Below are 21048 nucleotides of genomic sequence, written 5' to 3'. Positions count from 1 at the left end.
GCGTGCCACAGGCGAGTAAAGATACCGCAGCAGCTCAAGGAGCATACGAGTTTTGGTCAAATCCGCGGATTAAGCCTTCAGAGATTCTAGCGGCACATACTGCTACCACAGTAGAACGGATAAAAGGCCATTCAATTGTATTAGTGATTCAAGACACAACAGAATTAGACTTTAGTGATCACCGTAGCAAACGGGGAATGGGTGCGCTAAGTAAATCGACAGCTAAAGGATTGAAAGTACATACAATATTGGCTGCCAGTGTGAAAGGTGTGCCATTAGGGGTTTTAGATCAAAAAATTTGGGCAAGAGAGAAGAGTAAAGTTAATAGTGAGCGGCGGCGAGCGATGGTGCAAAGCACCCGCCGCAGGCGATCGAGTCTAAAGAAAGCCAACGCTGGTTACTGGAGTTTAGACTAAATAGTCGTAGCGCCAACGAAAAATAAGGGGTGTGCTTGAACACAGGCCCCCTATTAGCAGAATCTGAGAAAAGAACCACCAATTCTCATCTGCCAATATGAAACGTGCCTTATTAGAAGAATTTCGTCAAGCAGCATACAACTATTTAGGAAAAGCGCATGATGCAACATTTGAGTTAACGGATGCAATATTGCTGACTCGAAACGCTTATAGTTTGGCAGATTTATCGCTATCCCCGGTGTTTAGACGCAAGTGGCCAAGTATTTATGAAGCGTTACAAGATAGCAGACCACAGCGGCAGAAATTGATGCAGTTATACATCAAACAGATGCCTTTACAGGAGCATCTGTTGTTAGCAGGCGATCATACAGCTTGGTCGCGGCCAGATGCGGTAACTCTACAGGAAAGGACAATTGAACACAGCAGTGTCTCAATGGGGTCAGACAAACCAATTACTGTTGGTCAGGGCTATAGCACCATTGCTTGGATACCAGAAGATTCGGGCAGTTGGGCGTTACCGTTGAGGCATGAGCGCATTACCAGTTGGGAAAACCCGATACAGAAGGCAGCTTGGCAGCTACAACAAGTGTGTGAAAATTTACCAACTAGACCAATTTCGGTTTGGGATAGTGAGTATGGGTGCGCTCCTTTCGTTTTGAAGACGAGTAACATTAAAGCAGACATTTTGGTACGTTTGCGTTCAAATCTTTGTTTATGGGGCGCACCACCACCATATTCTGGCAAGGGACGACCCAGAAAACATGGTAATAAATTCAAACTGAATGAACCTTCTACATGGAGTCAAGCCACCCAAAGTATAGAAGAAAACCATCAAAAGCTAGGACACATCAAGGTGAGTTTGTGGTCAAATTTGCACTTTCGTAAAACTGCTACACGGCCGATGTCCCTTATTCGGGTTGAGCGTCTGGATGATCTTGGCAACTTGAGGGTAGCAAAACCTTTGTGGTTGGCTTGGGTGGGAGAGCAAATGCCTCCACTTGAAGTTGTTTGGCAGCTCTATCTGCGTCGCTTTACTATTGACCACTGGTATCGTTTTTTGAAGCAACGCCTACACTGGACACTTCCTAAGCTCAGTACTTCTAAGCAATGTGAGCGTTGGAGTGACTTGATGCCAATGATGACTTGGGAATTGTGGTTGGCGCGTGATATTGTTGCGGATAACCCTTTACCTTCTCCCAAAGGGAGAGGCTAGCGCCAAGGCAAAAGTCACTAGACAAAATGACCCCTGGAAGGGTTGCTCAGGCGATGGGAAGCATTTTTGCAGTGATTGGTACTCCAACACAACCGCCTAAACCTCGCGGAAAGTCTCCAGGTTGGAAGACTGATCAACCACGTAAACGTAGAATTCGCTACCCTATAGTCAAAAAAACTACAACTAAGCCCCGCAAAAAGCAACCAGAATCTGTTTAGTACTCTAAATTTTCATCCCTGAAGCCTGTTTTTTTCAACTCAGCGTTGCTGGGTCGTTTCTTGTTGCTTAGTCTAAACTCCAGTTCTTTACGTTCCTCTACAAGTTCCTTCCGTTTACCTAATGCTAATAAGGCATCATAGTTAAAATGCTCCTTACGAGCTTGACTTCGCTCTTTATTCAAGGCTTTCAATTCTTCTATACTCAAATCATGAGTATCCATGTTCACGGCATGAGCATAACCCAAGAAATCTTCTAAATTATCATTAGTTTCGCAACTGTAGATATATAAAGTCAGGATATGGTCTGGATCATATCTAAGCTTTACAAATTCACCTCTATATGCATTGAGTGATTCTCCTCGATAAATCAGGTTCTCAAACTGTATAGATCCATGCGCTTGAACAACTCGTTGCGCTTCTTTCATCAAACAGATATCTAATTCTCGCTCATCCAAAGGTTCAGGCAATTTTCCTCCCATCCCTGTAAACCAGCGCTCAAATCTTGTTTCGCGGGGATCTTTCGGATATGGTTCGTGGTTATAAATATCACAAAAGAAGCTAGCTAGGATCTTGTCTATATCTTGTATTGTCAAACACGCTTCTTTCTCTGCATTTTTGGGACGTTCCTGAACATTTGTCCCTGTATAACCAGGTAAATCTTTGAGAACTTGAGTATTAATAGTTTTAAATATGCGTTCTACAACACCGCCTTCGGGAGGGCGATCGCGTAGTTCACACTGAAATCCTAGTTTCTTACCAATGGCTTTAAGATGTTTTGAGCGAAAATCTTTTCCACCATCAGTAAAAAAATATTGAAAAGGAGTCCCGCATATTTCCCAAACTTTATTTAACTTATAATCATCAGGATAGTTTTTGGGCAAAATAGCGTGTCTTAAAGCTAAAGCCACCTCTGTAGAACCTGGTTGTTTGATCCATAAGCGGAAACCAACAACACAGCTTGAATAAGTATCCACAATAGTAGTTAGCCAAGGACGGTCAGACAATAAATTACCATCACTATCAACTATGAGAATATCCAACTTAGTATGGTCGCATTGAATAATTTGATTACTAAAATCAGCCCTCAGTAGTTGCCCATCTCGTGTTACAACTGTCATCCAAGATCCCGAACCCGGATTTCTGACTTTTGTCTTCTGTTTATGTTGTGCAATTAAAGGATCTAAAATCCTATAAACAGTAGCTTGATGAGGATAATCTCCTGGTTTGAGCTTAAGGTCAACGATCGCGTGTCGCTTTACTTCGCGAACTATAGATGCTGGTGAAATTGGATGTTTATTTTTAATACTTTCTTCATAAATTGCTTTGATAAATTCTTGCCAGTCTTCGCTGACTCGATGTTTTCCCTTATCTGAGCGTTGTACTCCTGCTGATTCTGATAACTTGTCATCATGGTATTGCTTGAGGAGACGTTCCACCTGGCGAGTAGAAACACCAAGAGTATTTGCAACAGCCTGCTTTCTCTGAGACTTAATCGTGCGATTCGGTGATTCAGCAAGCCACTGGATCAGATTAAATGTCAGTTTATGCCTATCTGATGCTTCCAGAATAATTTGGGATGGATCTACAACAAAATTACTCTTGTCAAGAAAAATTGCATCTGGAGCTTGTGTTAATTCTTCTGTGAATTCAAATTGTTTGTCTGCCATTGGAGTGAAAAACACTCATGAATAATTAAGGTACTAATGTACCATTAATTGAATAAGAATGCGACATACAATTTGAGAAATACCTAAATCTTAACAAACGACATTTAATTTGATAATCTAGGATTTCCGACATAGAAAATGCGAATTGAGCAAATTTATTTTCTATGTCATTAAATAGTTTATAATCCTTACAGGATAAAGGTTTCAGTTATTTAGATGCGGTTGCGACACTATCTGCAAATTGCGACATATAATTTGCGAATGTACATCTGCGAGACATAGCTTGCTTCTTCGTAGGAGTATGTGCTTAGTTTTTTATGATTGCACAATAAGAATCAAACTTATGCTTTAATTACATCAACACTGATGTATATTGGTATCCCAAATGCGATTCTTTTAAATATAGGGAATAAAAGATGGACACCCCTGAGCAAAAGCATCAGGGGCTTTCTATTTACTAGTCAGGGCTTAAGCAATCTACTGTAATTGCTAGCCTAAACGCAGTATAGGGAAGTAATCTCAGTCTTCAGGAGATTGCTTCCCTATCGTTCACAATGAGGTTTTTTCGTCAAAATGCGTAAGTCTTAGAAAATGAGCTGATACAGTAATTACATTTTCTCTAATGCACCGTGGTTTTAGTTCTAGTTTCTTAACCCTGAAAATACAAAAACCCGCCGTAGCGGGGTTACACAACAAAACTATGAACTATTGAACACTTGCATTTAGTTGGAATAACTCATCTCTGCTTCTAGTTGACGAATCAGGGTTTGGTCACCCTTAGCTCTGGCAACTTGCAAGCGATGCTCAAGGCTTCTTTGAATATTCTGCCTATGAACTTCTCTTGCTATTCTGGCAGACTGTAGTTTACTTTGGCTCATAGTGATTACCTTTTTAATTTTTTGTTTATTCATGTCTCGTATTCTTAACATAACACATATTTTGTAGCTGTTGCTACAGAAATTTGCAAGTTAATATAATTTTTATCAAACAATGTCTAAAAATCAGATAGGTCAACAACGACTCCTAACTTTGCTGACCGACTTTGGCGATCGCGATGTATATGTAGGTGTGATGAAAGGAGTAATTGCCCAAATCAATCCTGTATTAGCTGTAGTAGACTTAACACATCAGATTCCGCCGCAAAGCCTTGCTACAGCTAGATTTTGCCTGATGAATGCTTACCCTTATTTCCCGATTGGAACAGTCCATGTGGCGGTGGTAGATCCTGGCGTGGGTGGTAATCGAAGAGCGATCGCTGTAGAATTTTCTCAGGGCTTTTTGATAGGGCCAGATAATGGCATATTTAGTGGGGTACTTACTCAAAGTCCGGCAATTACAGCCGTTGAGCTTACAAATCTTAATTATTGGAGAACCCCCCAACCCAGCCGGACATTTCATGGTAGAGATATCTTTGCACCAGTGGGAGCTAATCTCGCCAGTGGTGTTCCTCTCAAACAGCTAGGACAAGAGATTGATCCAGCAACTTTAGTACAGTTAGATGTAGGCGTTTGCTACCAAACAACAACTGGTGCAACGGGGTGTATTCAATATATAGATAGTTTTGGTAATTTAGTCAGCAACATTCCAGGCAATTATGTACAAGGCAAAACCTGGTGTGTGCAAGCCGCTGGGTTGACTATTCCAGGGTGTGAAACTTACAGTGATGTGAAGTTAGGAGAAGTGATCGCGATCATTGGCAGTCACGGTTGGGTAGAAATTGCCATTAATAGCGGTAATGCTCACTTACAGTTGCAGATCAACTTGCAAGATACTTTAGAAATGATTATTCACTAACAATATAGAGGTCTAGGGGTTAGGAAGTACGCAAGAACTCTCTGAACGCAATGGCACGTTTGTAAAGGTGAAACCCTTGTTATAACTGAGTGTAATGGTATAAGAGGGTAGGGGTGTAAGTGAAAGAACTACCCCGTGAAACCGAGATCCGAGCAAGTCAACCGAGTCAACTATTATTACGGTTTTGTCTACACCCTCATACTCCAACACCCGTACACACCTTTCTTGGCTCATTAGTCATTAAACTAGGTATTAGAGATTAGCTCTCATTACTCATAACTGTTTTCCTATGACTACGCAAACACTATCTGCACCAGAAGTTTATCAAGGTCAGTTTGGGGAATTTACAATTACTCAAAGCGATCGCACTGGCGTAATTATCTACCGCGCTGGGTTAATGGTAGCCGCACTTAGCTTTGCCATAGGCAGTGCTTTGGTTTTATTCAGCAATAATCCGAATGTTGTCACGGCGCTAACACCTCTATATGCGTGTTTTAGTCTGGCTCTCGGTGTTAGTTTATTTACCATTCATATTTATATGGCAGTACTGCACCGAGCGTTGCAAGTTTTTTGGGCGATCGGTAGCATTGCAGCAGTGCTAGTGGCATTGTTTAGTAGTAATGAAGCTTTGGCTGTCACCGTTTATAATCACCCTATTACCTTATTCGGAATAGGTTTTACCTTTGTTGCTTTGACAGGGATTTATTTCAAAGAAGCTTTTTGCTTCAATCGTTTAGAAACTAAGGTATTAACCCTAACAGTACCATTACTCTTACTAGGACATTTAGTCAATATTTTACCAACTCAGTGGGAACAGATTTTATTAGGAGTTTGGGCGATTTTGTTTTTAGTGTTTGCTCTGCGTAAAACAGTGCAAGTAATTCCGGCTGATATTGGAGATAAGTCTGTATTTGCTTATTTAAAAGAACAAGGTTCAGCTAAGGTTTAATGCAGAAAAAAAATCGCCAGCATCTAAAGTTACCCAAAATTAGGTTAATAAAACGCCAAGAAATATGGACATTTACGGCTCAGGGATGGATAATATTTCTCCTAATTTTTTTCTATTTAATGGTTTTTACAATTACTCATTTACACCCATTTCTTGCTGTTACTTCACCCATCAAAGCAGCAGATGCATTAGTTATTGAAGGATGGGTTCCAGACTATGGGATAGAACAAGCATTGGCAGAATTTAATAGTGGTTCTTATCGCTTAATTTTTACTACAGGAACCAATATAGAGAGAGGAAGTTATCTAACTGGATACAAAAATTTAGCAGAAGTTGCAGCCGCCACTCTCAAAAAACTCGGTTTAGCACCAGAGAAAGTGGTAGTCGTACCGACACCTCCCGTTACTAAGGATCGCAGTTATGCATCTGCTGCCGAAATTCGCCGTTGGCTATCAAATTCAGATGTCAAGATAGAATCAGTTAATCTTCTTTCTTGGGACGTTCACTCTCGTAGAAGTTGGTTATTATTCAAAAAAACACTTGAACCTAAAATTAAAGTGGGTGTGATTGCGGCAAAAACCACAAATTACGATTCAAATAAGTGGTGGGTTTCTAGCGAAGGTTTCCGGACAATTATTTCTGAAACTATCGCTTATATTTATGCTCGTTTTTTGAGTTGGAAAACCTAAAATTGCAATGCTATTGCTTGCCTAGTATTTCTAATAATGCTTGTCGATAAATTTTTATACCTTCTGCATTGAGATGGTCACCATCACTTGTTAAATTATCTTTGAGTACATTATTTTCATACAAAGGTGCTATGCCTTCTGCCGCAACTGGTATTTGCTCTTTGGCTGCAACTTGATTAATCAAAGCGTTAATTTGTTCGACTTTGGGCAGTGGGGCTGCTACAGTTGGATCTAAACTGGCGGCAACTGTTGAATAAAAAGCAGGAATGAGAAAAATTTCCTTAGTTCCCATTGTCCTAACAAGTGCGATTGCCTCTTGCAGCTTCTTACTAAATAAATCATCACTCATTCCATATAAAGCATCATTACCTCCTACAGCAATAATTGCTTTTTGGCATTTAACTTTGGCAGGAATTAAACGTTGTAGTTGTTCAACAAGTGAAATTGTACTCAAACCATTTAAGCCAAAATTAAAAGTACCTTCTCCAAGAGAATTGCCAAGTTCAGCAGAAATAGAATCGCCATACAAACAGCCTAAATATTGTTTTCCTTGAGTAGCGAGTATCTGATATTGGAGTGCAATTTGCCATATAGGCGAGGAACTAAGATTGTCCTTTGGTGAGGTATCAGATGAACTAGAAGATAAATTTGCCATGCTTACTAATTTGGTAGCTTTTGGCAAATCAATGACTAATCGATTACTAGGATAAGCTTCTAAAAAGCTGATTATTCCTAAACCTTCTTGTGATTTTGCACCCAAGATAATGGCAGACCTCAGTGCTTGTACACCGGCTTGATCACGACGTGCAACAGCTTGCGAAACAACAGATAAAATTTGCTTACCGATCGTAGTATCTGTTAACTTATTTAATGCCGCAATATCAAGTGACATTTTCACTTGCAAAGCATCTTGTAGTTGCTGTTGCTCTTTAGCGTTGAGATAACTTAAAAAAGATTGTAAATCGCCTGAAACCTCTTTTGTTTCCCCATACTTTCGTATATCTGCTATCGGAAGCGATTGTTCAAACAACCCATACCTGACAACAATTTTTTCGGCTGCGAAAGTAGGCATTAAGCCAAGAAAACTATCCAGAAGTAAAAATATTAAGCAACCAAATAAGCATAAAAGAAGACGATAGTAATATTTCGTAATCCAAGCTATTAGCAATGACATTGACGGTTTTTTATTAATTGTTACGCCTTAAAAAATACCACTAAATAGTAATTTGTAATTCGTAATTCGTAATTCGTAATTAAGATAGACTCTAAAAAGTTAGAATGGAGTCTAGAGAAATACTTAATTTTGGACTATTGATCCTCGACTTTTGACTTCCCGTAAGAACTTCAACAGAGAAACCTAATTTGGGAATACTCAAATCAGTAGACTTGAGGATGAAACCGTGGTGGAAGAAAGCGCATATTGGCTAGCCTGGTCGCAAATTTCTGGGATTGGGCCAGTATTGCTGCGAAGGCTGCAACAGCATTTTGGCACGCTAGCAACAGCTTGGGAAGCTAACAAGGCTCAGTTAGGAGAAGTTGAGGGTTTTGGTTTTCAGACATTAGAAAAAATCATACAACAGCGATCGCGTCTGCACCCAGAACAACTATTCATTAAGCACCAGCAGGAAAACCCCAATTTTTGGACACCAGCAGACGCAGATTATCCCCGCTTGTTACTAGAAACTCCCAGTCCACCAGCGATTTTATACTATCGTGGTGAAGTTGAACTGCAAGAAAATCTTGGGCAAAAAACTTTAGTTGGCATTGTGGGAACACGCCAACCTACAGATTACGGCATCCGTTGGACTCGGCAAATTAGCACAGCTTTGGCTAAAAATGGTTTTACGGTTGTCTCTGGTATGGCAGAGGGAATTGACACAGAAAGCCACATTGCAGCTATCAAAGCAGGTGGACGGACGATCGCAGTTTTAGGAACGGGTGTTGATGTGATCTATCCCCATAAAAATCGGGATCTGTACAAGCAGATTTTGAGTGCTGGCTTAGTTGTGAGTGAATATCCTGCAAAAACTCCACCAGATCGCACCCACTTCCCCCGGCGTAACAGAATTATCGCAGGTTTAAGCCGCGCCATTCTTGTGATGGAAGCACCTTTAAAATCTGGTGCTTTAATTACCGCAACCTATGCCAATGATTTCGGCCGAGATATCTATGCATTGCCTGGGAGACTAGATGATCATCCATCTCAAGGGTGTTTAAAGTTATTAAGTCAAGGAGCATCTTTCATTTTTAAGGAACTAGACGAACTGTTAACTATGCTAGGAGGAGTACCACAACTTGATGTAGTTGAAACATCTCAAACACCGGAACAATTAAATTTGCCAAACTTATCGCCAGAACTGAAAAAAGTAATGAATGTGTTTACCTGCGATGCTTTGCCTTTCGATTTTATTGTTCAACAAACTGGTATGTCTGTTGGCTTAGTTTCCAGCACTTTATTACAGTTAGAACTTATGGGTTTAATTTCACAACAACCAGGAATGCACTATCAAAAAAATTAAGACTTAAAAGGTGAAAAAAAAACACTTTGCTTAAGTTTTTACCTTTGTTTCATTCTATTTTAGAAAAGATTAGAACAGAAAAATTAACTATTCAATTTAAAAAATGAAGTACCGCTTTAGAATAGTCCTCTTGCACGAATAGCATACGGATGAAAAAATACAAGTCAAAAAAGAAATAGTGATGAACTACGAGCTGTTGCATCGTAAATTTGCTTACTTTTAACTTGCTAAACAATTCCTCCCGCACTCTGCCAAAAGAATAAAATTAATTATCTCACAGCTTATATCCAGGCTGGGAATAACCCATTACTTCTAGCAAAGACTAAAATCGACTGATAAATACTGTACTGAACTTTGTCTTTTAGACGTTCCCTAATTCTAATATCAAAAAAAGATTTATCAAAAAGCTTGGGTATTTCATCAGATTGACTAAAAAGCCTTTCGCATACTTCTATAGCAAGCGATTCTATCTCAGGTTCAATTTGTATCCTTTGCAAAATTTCTTCTGGAAGTTCTGTTTCTAATAAATTATTGGCTAAAAATGTACCTAGTAATAATCTTCTCATACAACCCAATATCCTGGCTTGCTCTATAACTAACCCCCAATCTATATCTTTTGAAATACGAATTAATGTCGCTATGTCAACAATCAATTGCAATCGATTCCAACGGTCTCTAGAACCATGTATGCAGAGAAACAAAAGATTATCTTCTGGTGAAAGATTGAGTGTTTTTTTACCAGCCAAAGATATACTTTTCTGCCGTTTCCAAAGACCTTCGTGTTCAAGTGGAAAGGATAGATATCTCTGTAAAAGTTGCCAGTGAAAATCTATATTAACTCCAGTATCTCTATGATGATAGTTATTATCTTTACAGTATGGAGATTTTAATCGCCTGACTTCCTGCTTACGAGTAAAGTTGTATGAACTCTCATATCCTTGAGAAACAAGAATATCCCTAGCTCTTAAGGCATCTTGCTGCCGAACTAAAATATCTATATCGTTAAACTGTCGAAGTGTAATATTGCCGTAAGCTGAAACAGCCAAGATTGCTCCTTTAATTGGAATCACATAGATTTCCTGAGATTCCAGCAGATTCAGGAGTTTAATTAGTTCGCCAGTCAGCCATAAGTTACGTTTAAGATTGGTTTGAAAATAATCTTTGAGTTGAGCTAAAGCAGGTTTTGGAACTTGTTCGGGGCAAATGGTACTGAGGTTTTGGTACAGCAGGGGCATTACTTTGTGGAAAACTGCTGTTGGAATAATATAAGTCCAATTGAGGTCTTGTTGAACTAGGGCTTTAATTCGCTCAACAGTTGATGTATCTACCTGAGTACGGCTACAACAAAGAATTAGCTCAATTTCAAGCCGAGTTTTAGTTTCTTGGTTTTCAGTGTTATCGTGCTTAAATAAGATTTTCATCGCAGCTATAGATTTAAATTTTTGTTCTTGAGTTTTTGATTACACAACAATATCTACCCAGCTTACACAACATGAATGATATCAGCCCGCACTGTTAAGATGACAGCAGCAGAACCACCTTTTGCTATTTGGGAGGATCTATCAAGCCAGTCGTGTTCGACCTAAAAGTCCATAAAGCTGGTTAGTCTACCCAGGTATCAAGAACAGGAGTTGTTTTGTGAGTAAACTCCATGAACTATAAGGTTTATAGCTGTAGCAACAGTTAAATTGTAAAAATCCATTGTCTGAAATCAGCCACTCAAAGTACTTGACATTACCCCAGGAGTAACTGCTATATTATCTAAAGTGACAACTTTGGGGCGTAGCCAAGTGGTAAGGCAGCGGGTTTTGGTCCCGCCATCCCTAGGTTCGAATCCTAGCGCCCCAGTTTAAAAGTATATTTCCAATCCAACTTAAGAGCGATCGCTTAAGACTCTTAGTTGAAGTTGGTTAAAGGCATTTCAATGTGCGTAGCTTCAGTTAAAATTTAAGTCAAAATCTCTTAGTTAAGCTCTTCTAAGGTTGATAAGTCTTGCTTCATGTAGCATTACTACTGTATAAACTATCCATATAGACCTTATTGAATATTTAAATAAGTTAACAAATTTAACCTGCGTAATGTTACTGTATTTATAACGCATAACTCTCGATTAGCCAGGATTTTAAATTCTGTAGCCTACTATGATATGTGTATTAGATGGGTTTTTGCCAATACTCAACTCACCTTAAATATCGCTCTGTGTGTTAAATCAAATAAGTAAATTATTAGGCTAGGTGCGGTAAGAGGCAAGTGAAATTTACAGCAATCCAATCTAAGGATGCCATGATGAAATCTAACTATTAACCTATCTAAGCAATATAAAGTAACTTAATTTACAGACGCCATGGTAAAGTCAGAAAGATATCTTCACCCATTGTCGCAAGCTAACCAAACTCAACTAAATGTTGATGAAGATGAGTTGAATCTGAGTCACATTTTAACTATTCTGCGTCGACGAATATTGTTAATTGTTGGTATAGCATCTGTAGTAGCAACAGCAGCGGTATTGAAGGCAGAAACAGATCCTCCAGTATATCAAGGCTCGTTCGAGATTTTAACCAAGCCTTTAACTGGTGAGAATAAGGTTATAGCCAATGTTCCTCAAACAATAAATTCTCAAGACGAGCTGGGCTCTTCTGAGCAAGACAAACAAACTGCAACCACAATTAAAGTTTTACAAAGTCATATCATACTAGATCCCATTATTGAAAAGCTTCAGCTTCAGTATCCAGACATAACTTACGATGAAGTTCTCAATGATTTAACTATTGAATCTAAGGAACCAAATGTTTTAACAGTCGAATATATCCATGCAGATCAAAAGCAAGTTAGCGATTTTTCAAAGTTACTAGCTGATGCTTATTTAAACTATAGTCTCGCAGATCGCCAAGCAGATGTAGATCAAGCTATTGAGTTTGTTAACAAACAAAGACAACCCATAGAACAGAGAGTTAAATTCTGGCAAAATAAACTACGAGATTTACGATTAGATAATAACTTAATTGACCCAGTGCAGAGAGGTCAACAGTTAGCTAGTCAAATTGCTGCTGTTCAGCAACAGCGAATCGACACACGTGTACAGCTAGAACAAATGGTAGCTAGGTATCAAGATTTACAAAGGGAGTTAGCGCAAGAGCCAGGTGAGAGGGCTGCTAATTCTGTTCTGAGTGAGAACACCCGCTACCAAAAAATATTAGATCAAATACAGTCAGCAGATATTGCAATTCAACAACAGGCTGCCGTTTTCACGGATGAAAATCCCAGAATGGTGACTTTAAAACAAACGAAAGCGTACTTATTGCCATTACTTGCTCAAGAAGAGACACGGGTAAAGAAAGAGTTTCAAAGCCAGATTAGAAATTTGTCAGCGCGAGACATATCTCTAGAAGAGAAAATGCGAGAACTCAATAGTGAAGTGAGGAATTTAGCAAATATTAGCCGCGATTATAGTAATGTTGATCGGGAATTAGGAATTGTCACCGCTGCCCTGAACCAATTTACACAAAAACAACAATCGTTGCAGATTGAAAAAGCTCAAAAGCAACAACCTTGGAAGTTACTAGATCCTAAATTAGCTCAAGTCAATGAGCCGGCTGCTGTCTCAAGTGGTGCTAAGAGAAACTTATTGGTGGGTGGTATTGTAGGTTTGTTATTGGGTATAGTAGCAGCTTTAGTAGTGGATAAACTAAGCAATATCTTCTACACTCCCAAAGAACTTAAAGATTCTACGAGACTCCCACTATTAGGAATAGTTCCTTTAAGAAAAGAACTTGGGACAGCGACACAAGAAAATTTAGCTGGAGGAGTGCAACAAGCAGGCCGTGCATCCTTTTTTGAAGTTTTTCGCTCCCTTTACACGAACATTTTACTTTTGGGTTCAGATGCTCCTATTCGCTCTCTTGTCATTAGTTCACCAGGACAAGGAGACGGCAAGTCTACAGTTGCTGTACAGCTAGCACAGGCAGCAGCGGCAATGGGACAACGAGTATTACTGGTAGATGCCAATTTACGCGCTCCCAGCTTACACAATCGAGTCGGAATCATGAACATTCAGGGATTGACCGATGTGATTTCTCAAGACTTAGACTGGAATAATGTAATTGAGCGATCGCCTTTAGAAGAAAACCTGTTTGTAATGAGTGCCGGCCCAATTCCGCCTGACTCAGTTAGATTGCTGGCATCTCAAAAAATGCAAGATTTGATGGATAATCTCCATACCAATTTTGACTTAGTAATTTATGACACGCCACCTCTTCTAGGCTTTGCAGATGCTTACTTATTAGCTGCTAATACTAACGGTATGGTGCTAGTAGCTGGTTTAGGTAAACTGAAACGAACTGAACTATACCAAGCATTGGAAGAAATTCAGATATCTGGCACTCCTGTTTTAGGCATCATAGCGAACAAGTCTAAAGATGCTCTGCCTACTTCTTACAACTATTATCAGCAGCAATCCATACAGAGCAGAAGCTTGGAACAGGTTCGTGAAGATGCAGGTGTTGGCAATGCTAATTCCCTGTCAATATCTTCTTCTTTGAGAAGAAGTAGAAGACGTTAAATTGGGTAATGGGTAATTAGTAATAGCAAAACATCACAATTACTAATTACCCACTACCAATTCAAGAAGACAGAATTCAAAATAAATTACCGAGGAATTCTATGGAGAATCGAGCCGTTTAGCAGAATTCCTGAATTAGGCTAACTTGTATTAAACGTTGTCTCCTTGCTTTGGAAGGTTCTGACTTTTGTGAGAGGCTTAAACTCGTTTATTTATCTGCTAGTCGTCCAAAATTAAATTCTCAATTTTGGACACAGTTGTTATAACAAAGTGAACCCACCGACGTTGCAGCAAAGAAATCCTCCACTCCAATTTCTCTGGGTAAAACACTGCCTCCTCTATGCCAGAGAACCCCTGCTTCTAACTGGATCAATTTTACCGCATTGCCTCTTTTTGGCTCTCCAAACTTTTGAGGCTTGCAAAGCGAAAGCGAAAAGCTGACGGCGGAAGCCGCCGCTCATAGTTCTCTCTGAATTCTTTTTAAAAGTTACTTTTCAGGTGATTTGAGAGCTTGATCTAAAACCTGTCGAGCCTGTTCTGCTTTAGCTCGTGCTTCCTGGTAACGCACATTAGCTTGGGCAAAGTTTTTAAGTACTTTAAAACCTTCCTTGAGGCGAGTAATTTCCTCTTCAGTTACTGAATTATCAGAGAACAGAACATCAACTGCTTTACGAATTTCCAATGCTTCAGTGCGTGATTCCTGAACTTTCAGTTTGAGCGTGGCTAGGTTGCTTAAAATCTGAACAGCTTGTGTAATACTATCCTCTCCGCTACCAGTATCAATAGTTGCTTCTTTAACCTCAATTAATTGTTGAGGGCCAAATCCTTCTTCTAGTTCCGTAGGAAGCTTACCTGCATCCATTAGTTCCATCAGCTGATCCATTGCTTTATCACGGGCTTTAGCTGAATCTTTTCCAGAAACAGTAAGAATAATTTCTGGGCTTTGAGCGAGAGTGTACTGAACCATATTTAGGCAGAAATTTGCTGGTTAGCCAAGGCAAGTAATTTTAACATGAAAGGGGTGGGAACGGAGGGACAAGTGGGACAAGGAAGAATTTATTTCTCCTCCTCCTACTTCCCGACTATACGACTCAACACATCGCGGAAAATCAAACTTTATACTTGATGAAGGAAGAATAAATTTCAACAGGAGGGGAGAGCAATGACTCTCAATCCCAGCATCATGCAAGCTGTAGAACAACTGGGCTACCGTGTCACAGTTGGTGATGTAGCAACCCAGGCAGGATTGAATATTGCCCAGGCCAATCAAAGCTTATTAGCTTTGGCGTCTGATGCTGGCGGACATTTGCAGGTAGCAGATTCAGGCGATATTGTTTACCTATTTCCGCAAAATTTCCGCACAATTTTACGTAATAAATACTTCCAGTTGCGGTTGCAGGAATGGTGGAAAAAGGTCTGGAGGGTTCTTTTTTACCTAATTCGTATTTCCTTTGGAATCTTCTTAACTGTTTCCATCGCCCTAATTACTGTTACTATCTTTATCATCATCACAGCTGTCAACTCAGATCGAGACAGCGACAATAGAGGAAGCAATTATGGTGGTGGCTTCTTTTATTTTCCAGATTTATTCTGGTATCTTAGCCCAAATTATGACACCCGTTACCCAGAACGACGACGCGAAAGGCGAGAAAAGAGTGATCTGAATTTCTTTGAAGCTGTATTCTCGTTTTTGTTTGGTGATGGCAATCCTAATGCCAACTTAGAAGAACGCCGCTGGCAAGAAATTGCTACTGTGATTCGTAATAACCGTGGCGCAGTGGTAGCAGAACAAATCGCTCCATATCTAGACAATATTGGTGAGGGATATAGCAAAGAGTACGAAGATTATATGCTGCCCGTTCTCACGCGATTCAATGGGCAACCAAAGGTAAGTTCTGAAGGGCAAATCGTATACTATTTTCCAGAATTGCAGGTGCGAGCAACGAAAAAACAACATCAATCAGTGCCAGTTTACCTAGAGGAATTACCTTGGCGTTTTAGTGCTGCAACTTCAGGACAAAATATGCTGAGTGCTGGGTTAGGTGTAGTGAATTTGGTTGGTGCTTTAGTACTGGGAAGTTTGTTGAGAGATGGCATCGTTGCTGCTCAATTAGGTGGACTGGTAGCTTTTGTGCAGGGGATTTATTGGCTGCTGTTGGCTTACGGAATAGGATTTTTAGGGATACCGTTATTGCGTTATTTCTGGATTCAGTGGCGCAATAGTAAGATTACTGACCGCAACCGCGATCGCCTTTCCCGTGCGAGGTTATTGGCAAATGCAGATGCTTCTTTGCAACAGAAAATAGCCTACGCTGAACAGTTTGCCGCAGAAACAGTCATCAGCAATGAAGATTTAGTCTACTCCACCGAAACCGATCTACTTGAACAAGAAGTTGAGCGTTCTGCACAGCTTGACGCAGAATGGCAGCGGCGGTTGGAACGGGGGAGTGGGGAGTAGGGAATGAGGGAGTGGGAGAGTCTAGAAGGCAGGGGGCAGATGAGCAGAGGAGCAAGAGGGAAATAAGAAATAATTATCACTTCCCAGTCCCCAATCCCCAATCCCCAGTCCCCAATCACTTCGCCTGAATTGGTGTCAGGGACACGCCTTGGTAATAATGCCCTAAAATTTGCAGGTGGTTCACTCCTCGCCGAGCTAGATTGTAGGCTCCCCACTGGCTCATGCCTAAAGCATGACCGAAGCCTAACCCTTGGAGTACAAAACTACCATCTGCTGCTTTAGAAACGCTAAAACGAGTACTTTTAAGCCTGAGCGCTGTACGCACATCTTCGCCTTGTAGCACTTTTGCACCCCGATCGCCGACAATTTTCAAGACTTTAACACTGCGGAAAGGCGAGTAAGTTTCTGCAACCATATCCTTGACATTGCCCAGATCAGGAAATTTAGCGCTAATTTCCGCAGGTGAGAAGGTTTTCACCCAATTACATTCGCTGATGTTTTGATCATAGTCTTGAACAGCACGCAGGTAAGGTAGGACATTTCCCCAAACATCTTCTACGTTTTCAGTATGTCCTCCAGAACAAGCGTGGAAGACTGAGAGGATAATTTTATTTTGGTAAGTTAGTACCTGTCCTTGTGTGGAATCTACTGCGGTGTAAGTAGCTGGAGATTCACTAATGACGCCTTTATAAATTTGCCAGCGATCAGGGGTATTGCCTAAATCATAAATGGGATTTTTACGCTGTTTTTCCCGTTCGTAAAGGGCATAAGTACGAGCGGCGATCGCTTGGGCTTTTAAGGCTTCTTGGGGCCAGCTAGCATCCATTTCACCACCGAGAACGCTGTAGAGATATTCTTGATCATCTACCCAATTAACAGCTGTTAAGCCTTTTTGTGTGGGGACAACGAGAGTTCTGCCTCGGTACCAACGATTGCCAATATAAACAAATCCCTTACCAGTGGGTTCAATCCAAAATAAACCAGATTGCCACTTATCCAAAGCAACTCCGCCAGGAACTGATTGGGCATAAAAAGCACTCATCGCTGGCAACTGTCCAAGGCTACGACCTGTGCTATCCTTAACTGTTGCAGTTGTAGAACTGCCTACTCTAACCTGATTGACATCCTTTTCAATTGCCACGCGCAGGATTACAGACGCTTGAGCTGGGGCAACCAAAGCAATCCACAATAGGATACTTATCCACCAATAACGTCCTTGAATCTGGGAAAATAAAGAGCCTAACAACAGTTGGAATTTCATGCTGAACTTCTAATCACATTAATGTAAAAAAGTAAAGGGCAGGGAGCAGAAGGCAGAGAAGCTCGGCCTTTGCGTTATTTATAACAGCTTAACTCACTCAATTTAGATGAAGTATCTTGAGCTAGCAATGCACTCAGTATAGAGTTATTCGTTTCTTCACCCAGATTTGCTTCCTTCAAGCCCTGTAGTTTTTACATTATCCTTACCATAGTGTCTACAAATTAGATGAGACAGATTTTCCAACATAGAAGGTTCCCACCTCTTTCTTACCCATTATGTTTTTTGGGAGCTTTGGAGTATAAAGGTGAAGCGAAAAATTTCCCCTTGAACAATGACGCAGGTTGTAATTAAAGAATTTTCCATTAGCAAGACATATCTTTTTGCAATGCCCTGCCTTTTATAAATTCTGCTCAGTTTACAAGACCAAGAATTTTAGATAGTTTTCTCTTCATTAGCGATGATTCCAATTAAATTCAACTGACTCAAAATCTCTATTACTTGCGTCAGTTCAGTTGGGGTTACTTGACCCATGCGCCCCACAATCACAACGCCACTACAAAAAGATGCCATTATTCTGGCATCAACCGTGCCTAAAATTGGCGGAGCATCGATTAGCACTAGGTCATACGTTTCCTCAAACGACTCAAGTAATTCCTTCATCCGCCGAGAACTGAGCAACTTTACCGTGTCTTCTGCTATGGGCCCAGCGGTCAAAATATCGATGGAGGGGTGAATGGGTTGGATGTAATTTTGAATCTGGGTAATTGTCTCATCCAGTAATAACAAAGATAATCCCCAATCGTTGGAGAGTTCCAAATGTTTGTGTAGGCTAGGATCTCGCAAGTTAGCATCAATTACTAATACCCGCCGATGCATATGGGCGGCGCTAGCTCCCAGCCCTAACGCTAAGGTAGTTTTTCCTTCCCCTGGTAGTGCTGAAGTTAACATGAGGGAGTTGAACGGAAATTGATACTTTAATATTTGAATGTTTTGGTAGATCATATCCAGGGTTTCGTGAATAGGCAACTCAGTGCCGATTTCTACCCTAGAGGGAGCTAAACTTGGCCGCTCATTTAAAGACGGGCTTTTAAGCTTTTTCTTGATACCACGCTGTGGTAATTTTGGCACTGACCCCAGTACACGTAGATTTGTCAGCTTTTGTAAATCTTGTGCAGAATAGATGGCATGATTGAACATTTCCCAAAGCAGGGCTGCTGCGATACCTAAAATCGGGGCAATTATGACTCCGCCTAGTAAAAGTAATAATCTGCTCCCTCCTTGATAGGTTCCTATCTCTGGGGCTTCTAAAACTTGCCAATCATATCCTCCCTGAGCAATTTTCAATCCCAAAGACTGTTGCGCTTGGAGCAGTTGCTCAAGGGTTTTGCGACTGCTTTCCACTTTGGGGCGTAGACGGTTGTACTCTGCTATGAGGTTGGGGTATTTGCTTAACTCTGAGCGGAGTTGTTGTTCTGAGTCTATCAAGCTCTTCTCATTCGCCTTTAGACCCAAGGTAGTCGTCTGCACCAGAATTAACTCGTTGACTAGTGTTGGGTCAATCCCTAGTATCTGGCCTTGTGTCAAGAGCGATTCTCCATTACTGTTAGCAGTATTAGGTTTGTCTTTTAGCGATCGCTCCGCTTCTTGCCGTAACAGCGCCATTTGACTTTGGCGTTGCTGCTTAAGTTTTTCGACTGTTGGATAATCGTCTGTATAACGTAATCGTTCTTGAGCCAGTGCTAGTTCAGTCTTTTGAACCTCATTCAACAGTGCTTGGTAGCGGCTTGACTGACTTAAACGAGAAGAAACTGAAGAATTTTGAGCTGAAGCCGCCATTATTTGCTCTAGATTATTGTGACGAGCTTCTGCATCTTGTAGCTGAGCACGAGTACTTTGTAGCTGTTTTTGAATATCTGCTACAGAGTTGAGCAATATTTTACTTTGAGCTTCGGGATCGAGTAAATTATGTTTTTTCCGAAACTGTTCTAAATTGTTCTCAGATTCACTCACCTGTTTTTTTACTTCAGGTAGGCGAGTGTTTACGTAAGCTAGCCCTTTTTTCAGACGCTGCTTTTGCTGCTCTGTATTGTAATCTAGATATACTTTTTGCAGAGCTTGGAGTACTCTTTGGGCTTTGACTGGATCTTCATCCTGGAAGGAAACCTCTAATACTTGACTATAAACCTTATTAGTTGTTGTTCCACCTTCTACTTGATTCACTCTCAAAGGTGCTTTTTTATTCTTTTCCTTTTGCCCTTTGATATCTTCTAAAGAAATGCCTGGATAATTCGAACGCAGTAAACCTACAGCTTTCTGGATGAGATTAGAACTCAGCATTATTTTCTGCTGAACAGTATAGTCACGCACTTGCAAGTTAGAATCAGTGACCTCACCGTCTGCATCGGCTTGGATATTATTTGGCTTTACCCCTTCATCTAAGTTGGAACTTACCAATATCTGCATATTGCTCTCGTAAGTTGGTTTAGCGATGACAGCGAGGAAACTTGCAAGTGATATAACTACACTGGAAACACCCAAGATGAGAAAGCGGCGGCGAAGCACAATAGTAGGTAGTTGTCTGATATCAATCGCGCCTTGTTCAGAAGTAGTAACCAGTTGCCTTTGCTTCAGACTAGTATTAGCCACTATTAAACTCCTCCAATATCGAAACACTATTTTTGAAAAATTCTGAGAAACCTTTTTTTAGATGATTTTTTTATACTTATGATTGCTACAGCATTTTTACTATTCCTAGCTTAAAGATAAACTATGATTCTTTTAACAAAGACATACCTACTTAACCTAATGTTAAGCCAATTAGTTCTTTCCTGCTGATCACTTCATGCATATAGTTTCCTTATCAGTATGTGAATAATAAATTTTCAAAGAATATTTATATAAGTAGAAAAGCTTGACGAAAAATTAATTATTATTGGAGTTTAATTCTTTAAAGTCTGTTATCATGAGCCGTTGCACTAAATAAAAGTTGTATTGATATTACTTACAATATAAAATAAATTACATCTGAAAAATAACTAAATTAAACAATTATTACTTTTTCAATACATTAAGTTGACCGAAAAATTACGGTGAATAAGTTGGTTTGCTAGTAGAACTAAATTGCTGCTTATTAGCTAGGTAATATGAATTTTGCTACTAAATCCCTGAGATAGAGTCTAGTTAGTTTTAGGTTAGAGTTAGAGTGTCAAATCTAAAAATATAGAAAGCTTGCTAGGTCGATAAACTAACACCAGTTGCTACTAAACAGGTATGAGTATATAGCTATGTACCCCTACTTCACCCCAT

The 21048-nt window shown here is 40.1% G+C and carries 16 protein-coding genes and 1 tRNA gene; 10 read left to right on the top strand and 7 right to left on the bottom strand.

Annotated elements, in window-relative coordinates; genetic code table 11:
• Nucleotides 1-2 precede the first annotated feature (2 nt).
• The 3 genes from WKK05_RS17195 to WKK05_RS17185 all read left to right on the top strand — a co-directional run bounded on the left by WKK05_RS17195 (nt 3) and on the right by WKK05_RS17185 (nt 1847).
• Nucleotides 3-416, top strand: a complete 414-nt coding sequence (locus WKK05_RS17195; RefSeq protein ID WP_341530800.1) for a hypothetical protein — start codon at nt 3-5, stop codon at nt 414-416.
• Between the two features lie 97 nt (nt 417-513).
• The gene (locus tag WKK05_RS17190; protein ID WP_341530799.1) at nt 514-1629 is read left to right on the top strand and encodes an NF041680 family putative transposase; all 1116 of its coding nucleotides are present in this window, start codon (nt 514-516) and stop codon (nt 1627-1629) included.
• 26 nt (nt 1630-1655) lie between these two features.
• Nucleotides 1656-1847 carry a hypothetical protein gene (locus WKK05_RS17185; protein ID WP_341530798.1) on the top strand — a complete coding sequence of 64 codons (192 nt, stop codon included), beginning with the start codon at nt 1656-1658 and terminating at the stop codon, nt 1845-1847.
• On the opposite strand, the gene WKK05_RS17180 is transcribed toward WKK05_RS17185, so the two are convergent.
• Both WKK05_RS17180 and WKK05_RS17175 read right to left on the bottom strand, forming a co-directional pair.
• Nucleotides 1844-3514, bottom strand: a complete 1671-nt coding sequence (locus WKK05_RS17180; RefSeq protein ID WP_341530797.1) for a Mu transposase C-terminal domain-containing protein — start codon at nt 3512-3514, stop codon at nt 1844-1846. The genes WKK05_RS17185 and WKK05_RS17180 overlap by 4 nt on opposite strands.
• Before the next feature lie 722 nt (nt 3515-4236).
• Nucleotides 4237-4392, bottom strand: a complete 156-nt coding sequence (locus WKK05_RS17175) for a hypothetical protein (protein ID WP_341530796.1) — start codon at nt 4390-4392, stop codon at nt 4237-4239.
• Nucleotides 4393-4504: 112 nt separating this feature from the next.
• On the opposite strand from WKK05_RS17175, the gene WKK05_RS17170 reads away from it, so the two are divergent.
• The 3 genes from WKK05_RS17170 to WKK05_RS17160 all read left to right on the top strand — a co-directional run bounded on the left by WKK05_RS17170 (nt 4505) and on the right by WKK05_RS17160 (nt 6946).
• Complete coding sequence (locus WKK05_RS17170; RefSeq protein WP_341530795.1) at nt 4505-5308, top strand: SAM-dependent chlorinase/fluorinase; 804 nt, start codon at nt 4505-4507, stop codon at nt 5306-5308.
• 289 nt (nt 5309-5597) lie between these two features.
• The gene (locus tag WKK05_RS17165) at nt 5598-6257 is read left to right on the top strand and encodes a DUF2301 domain-containing membrane protein (protein WP_341530794.1); all 660 of its coding nucleotides are present in this window, start codon (nt 5598-5600) and stop codon (nt 6255-6257) included.
• Entirely contained in the window at nt 6257-6946 is a 690-nt protein-coding gene (locus WKK05_RS17160; RefSeq protein WP_341530793.1) for an ElyC/SanA/YdcF family protein, read from the top strand. The genes WKK05_RS17165 and WKK05_RS17160 overlap by 1 nt, the downstream gene beginning before the upstream one ends.
• Nucleotides 6947-6956: 10 nt before the next feature.
• Here the strand turns inward: WKK05_RS17160 and WKK05_RS17155 are convergent, their stop codons facing one another.
• Nucleotides 6957-8120 carry an alpha/beta hydrolase gene (locus tag WKK05_RS17155; protein ID WP_341530792.1) on the bottom strand — a complete coding sequence of 388 codons (1164 nt, stop codon included), beginning with the start codon at nt 8118-8120 and terminating at the stop codon, nt 6957-6959.
• Nucleotides 8121-8346: 226 nt separating this feature from the next.
• Here WKK05_RS17155 and dprA point away from each other — a divergent pair, with 226 nt between their 5' ends.
• On the top strand, nt 8347-9465 hold the full coding sequence (gene dprA / locus WKK05_RS17150; protein WP_341530791.1) for a DNA-processing protein DprA: 1119 nt from the start codon (nt 8347-8349) through the stop codon (nt 9463-9465).
• Between the two features lie 281 nt (nt 9466-9746).
• Here the strand turns inward: dprA and WKK05_RS17145 are convergent, their stop codons facing one another.
• Nucleotides 9747-10886: a nucleotidyltransferase family protein gene (locus tag WKK05_RS17145; RefSeq protein ID WP_341530790.1), complete on the bottom strand. Its 1140-nt coding sequence runs from the start codon at nt 10884-10886 to the stop codon at nt 9747-9749.
• Nucleotides 10887-11241: 355 nt separating this feature from the next.
• On the opposite strand from WKK05_RS17145, the gene WKK05_RS17140 reads away from it, so the two are divergent.
• Nucleotides 11242-11313, top strand: a tRNA-Gln gene (locus WKK05_RS17140).
• A 496-nt stretch (nt 11314-11809) separates the two neighbouring features.
• On the top strand, nt 11810-14023 hold the full coding sequence (locus WKK05_RS17135; RefSeq protein ID WP_341530789.1) for a polysaccharide biosynthesis tyrosine autokinase: 2214 nt from the start codon (nt 11810-11812) through the stop codon (nt 14021-14023).
• Nucleotides 14024-14510: 487 nt separating this feature from the next.
• On the opposite strand, the gene WKK05_RS17130 is transcribed toward WKK05_RS17135, so the two are convergent.
• Nucleotides 14511-14990, bottom strand: coding sequence for a hypothetical protein (locus WKK05_RS17130; RefSeq protein ID WP_341530788.1), 480 nt, complete (start codon nt 14988-14990; stop codon nt 14511-14513).
• Nucleotides 14991-15185: 195 nt separating this feature from the next.
• Between WKK05_RS17130 and WKK05_RS17125 the strand changes: the two genes are divergently transcribed.
• The gene (locus tag WKK05_RS17125; protein WP_341530787.1) at nt 15186-16481 is read left to right on the top strand and encodes a hypothetical protein; all 1296 of its coding nucleotides are present in this window, start codon (nt 15186-15188) and stop codon (nt 16479-16481) included.
• A gap of 115 nt (nt 16482-16596) precedes the next feature.
• Here WKK05_RS17125 and WKK05_RS17120 read toward each other — a convergent pair whose 3' ends face one another.
• Together WKK05_RS17120 and WKK05_RS17115 are read right to left on the bottom strand one after the other, a co-directional pair.
• Nucleotides 16597-17742, bottom strand: a complete 1146-nt coding sequence (locus WKK05_RS17120; protein WP_341530786.1) for a SpoIID/LytB domain-containing protein — start codon at nt 17740-17742, stop codon at nt 16597-16599.
• A 432-nt stretch (nt 17743-18174) separates the two neighbouring features.
• Entirely contained in the window at nt 18175-20388 is a 2214-nt protein-coding gene (locus WKK05_RS17115) for an exopolysaccharide transport family protein (protein WP_341530785.1), read from the bottom strand.
• Nucleotides 20389-21048 lie beyond the last annotated feature (660 nt).

This window comes from Nostoc sp. UHCC 0302, assembly GCF_038096175.1.
In the GTDB taxonomy this organism is placed as follows: Bacteria; Cyanobacteriota; Cyanobacteriia; order Cyanobacteriales; family Nostocaceae; genus UHCC-0302.
This window is presented reverse-complemented; position numbering and strand designations above follow the sequence as displayed.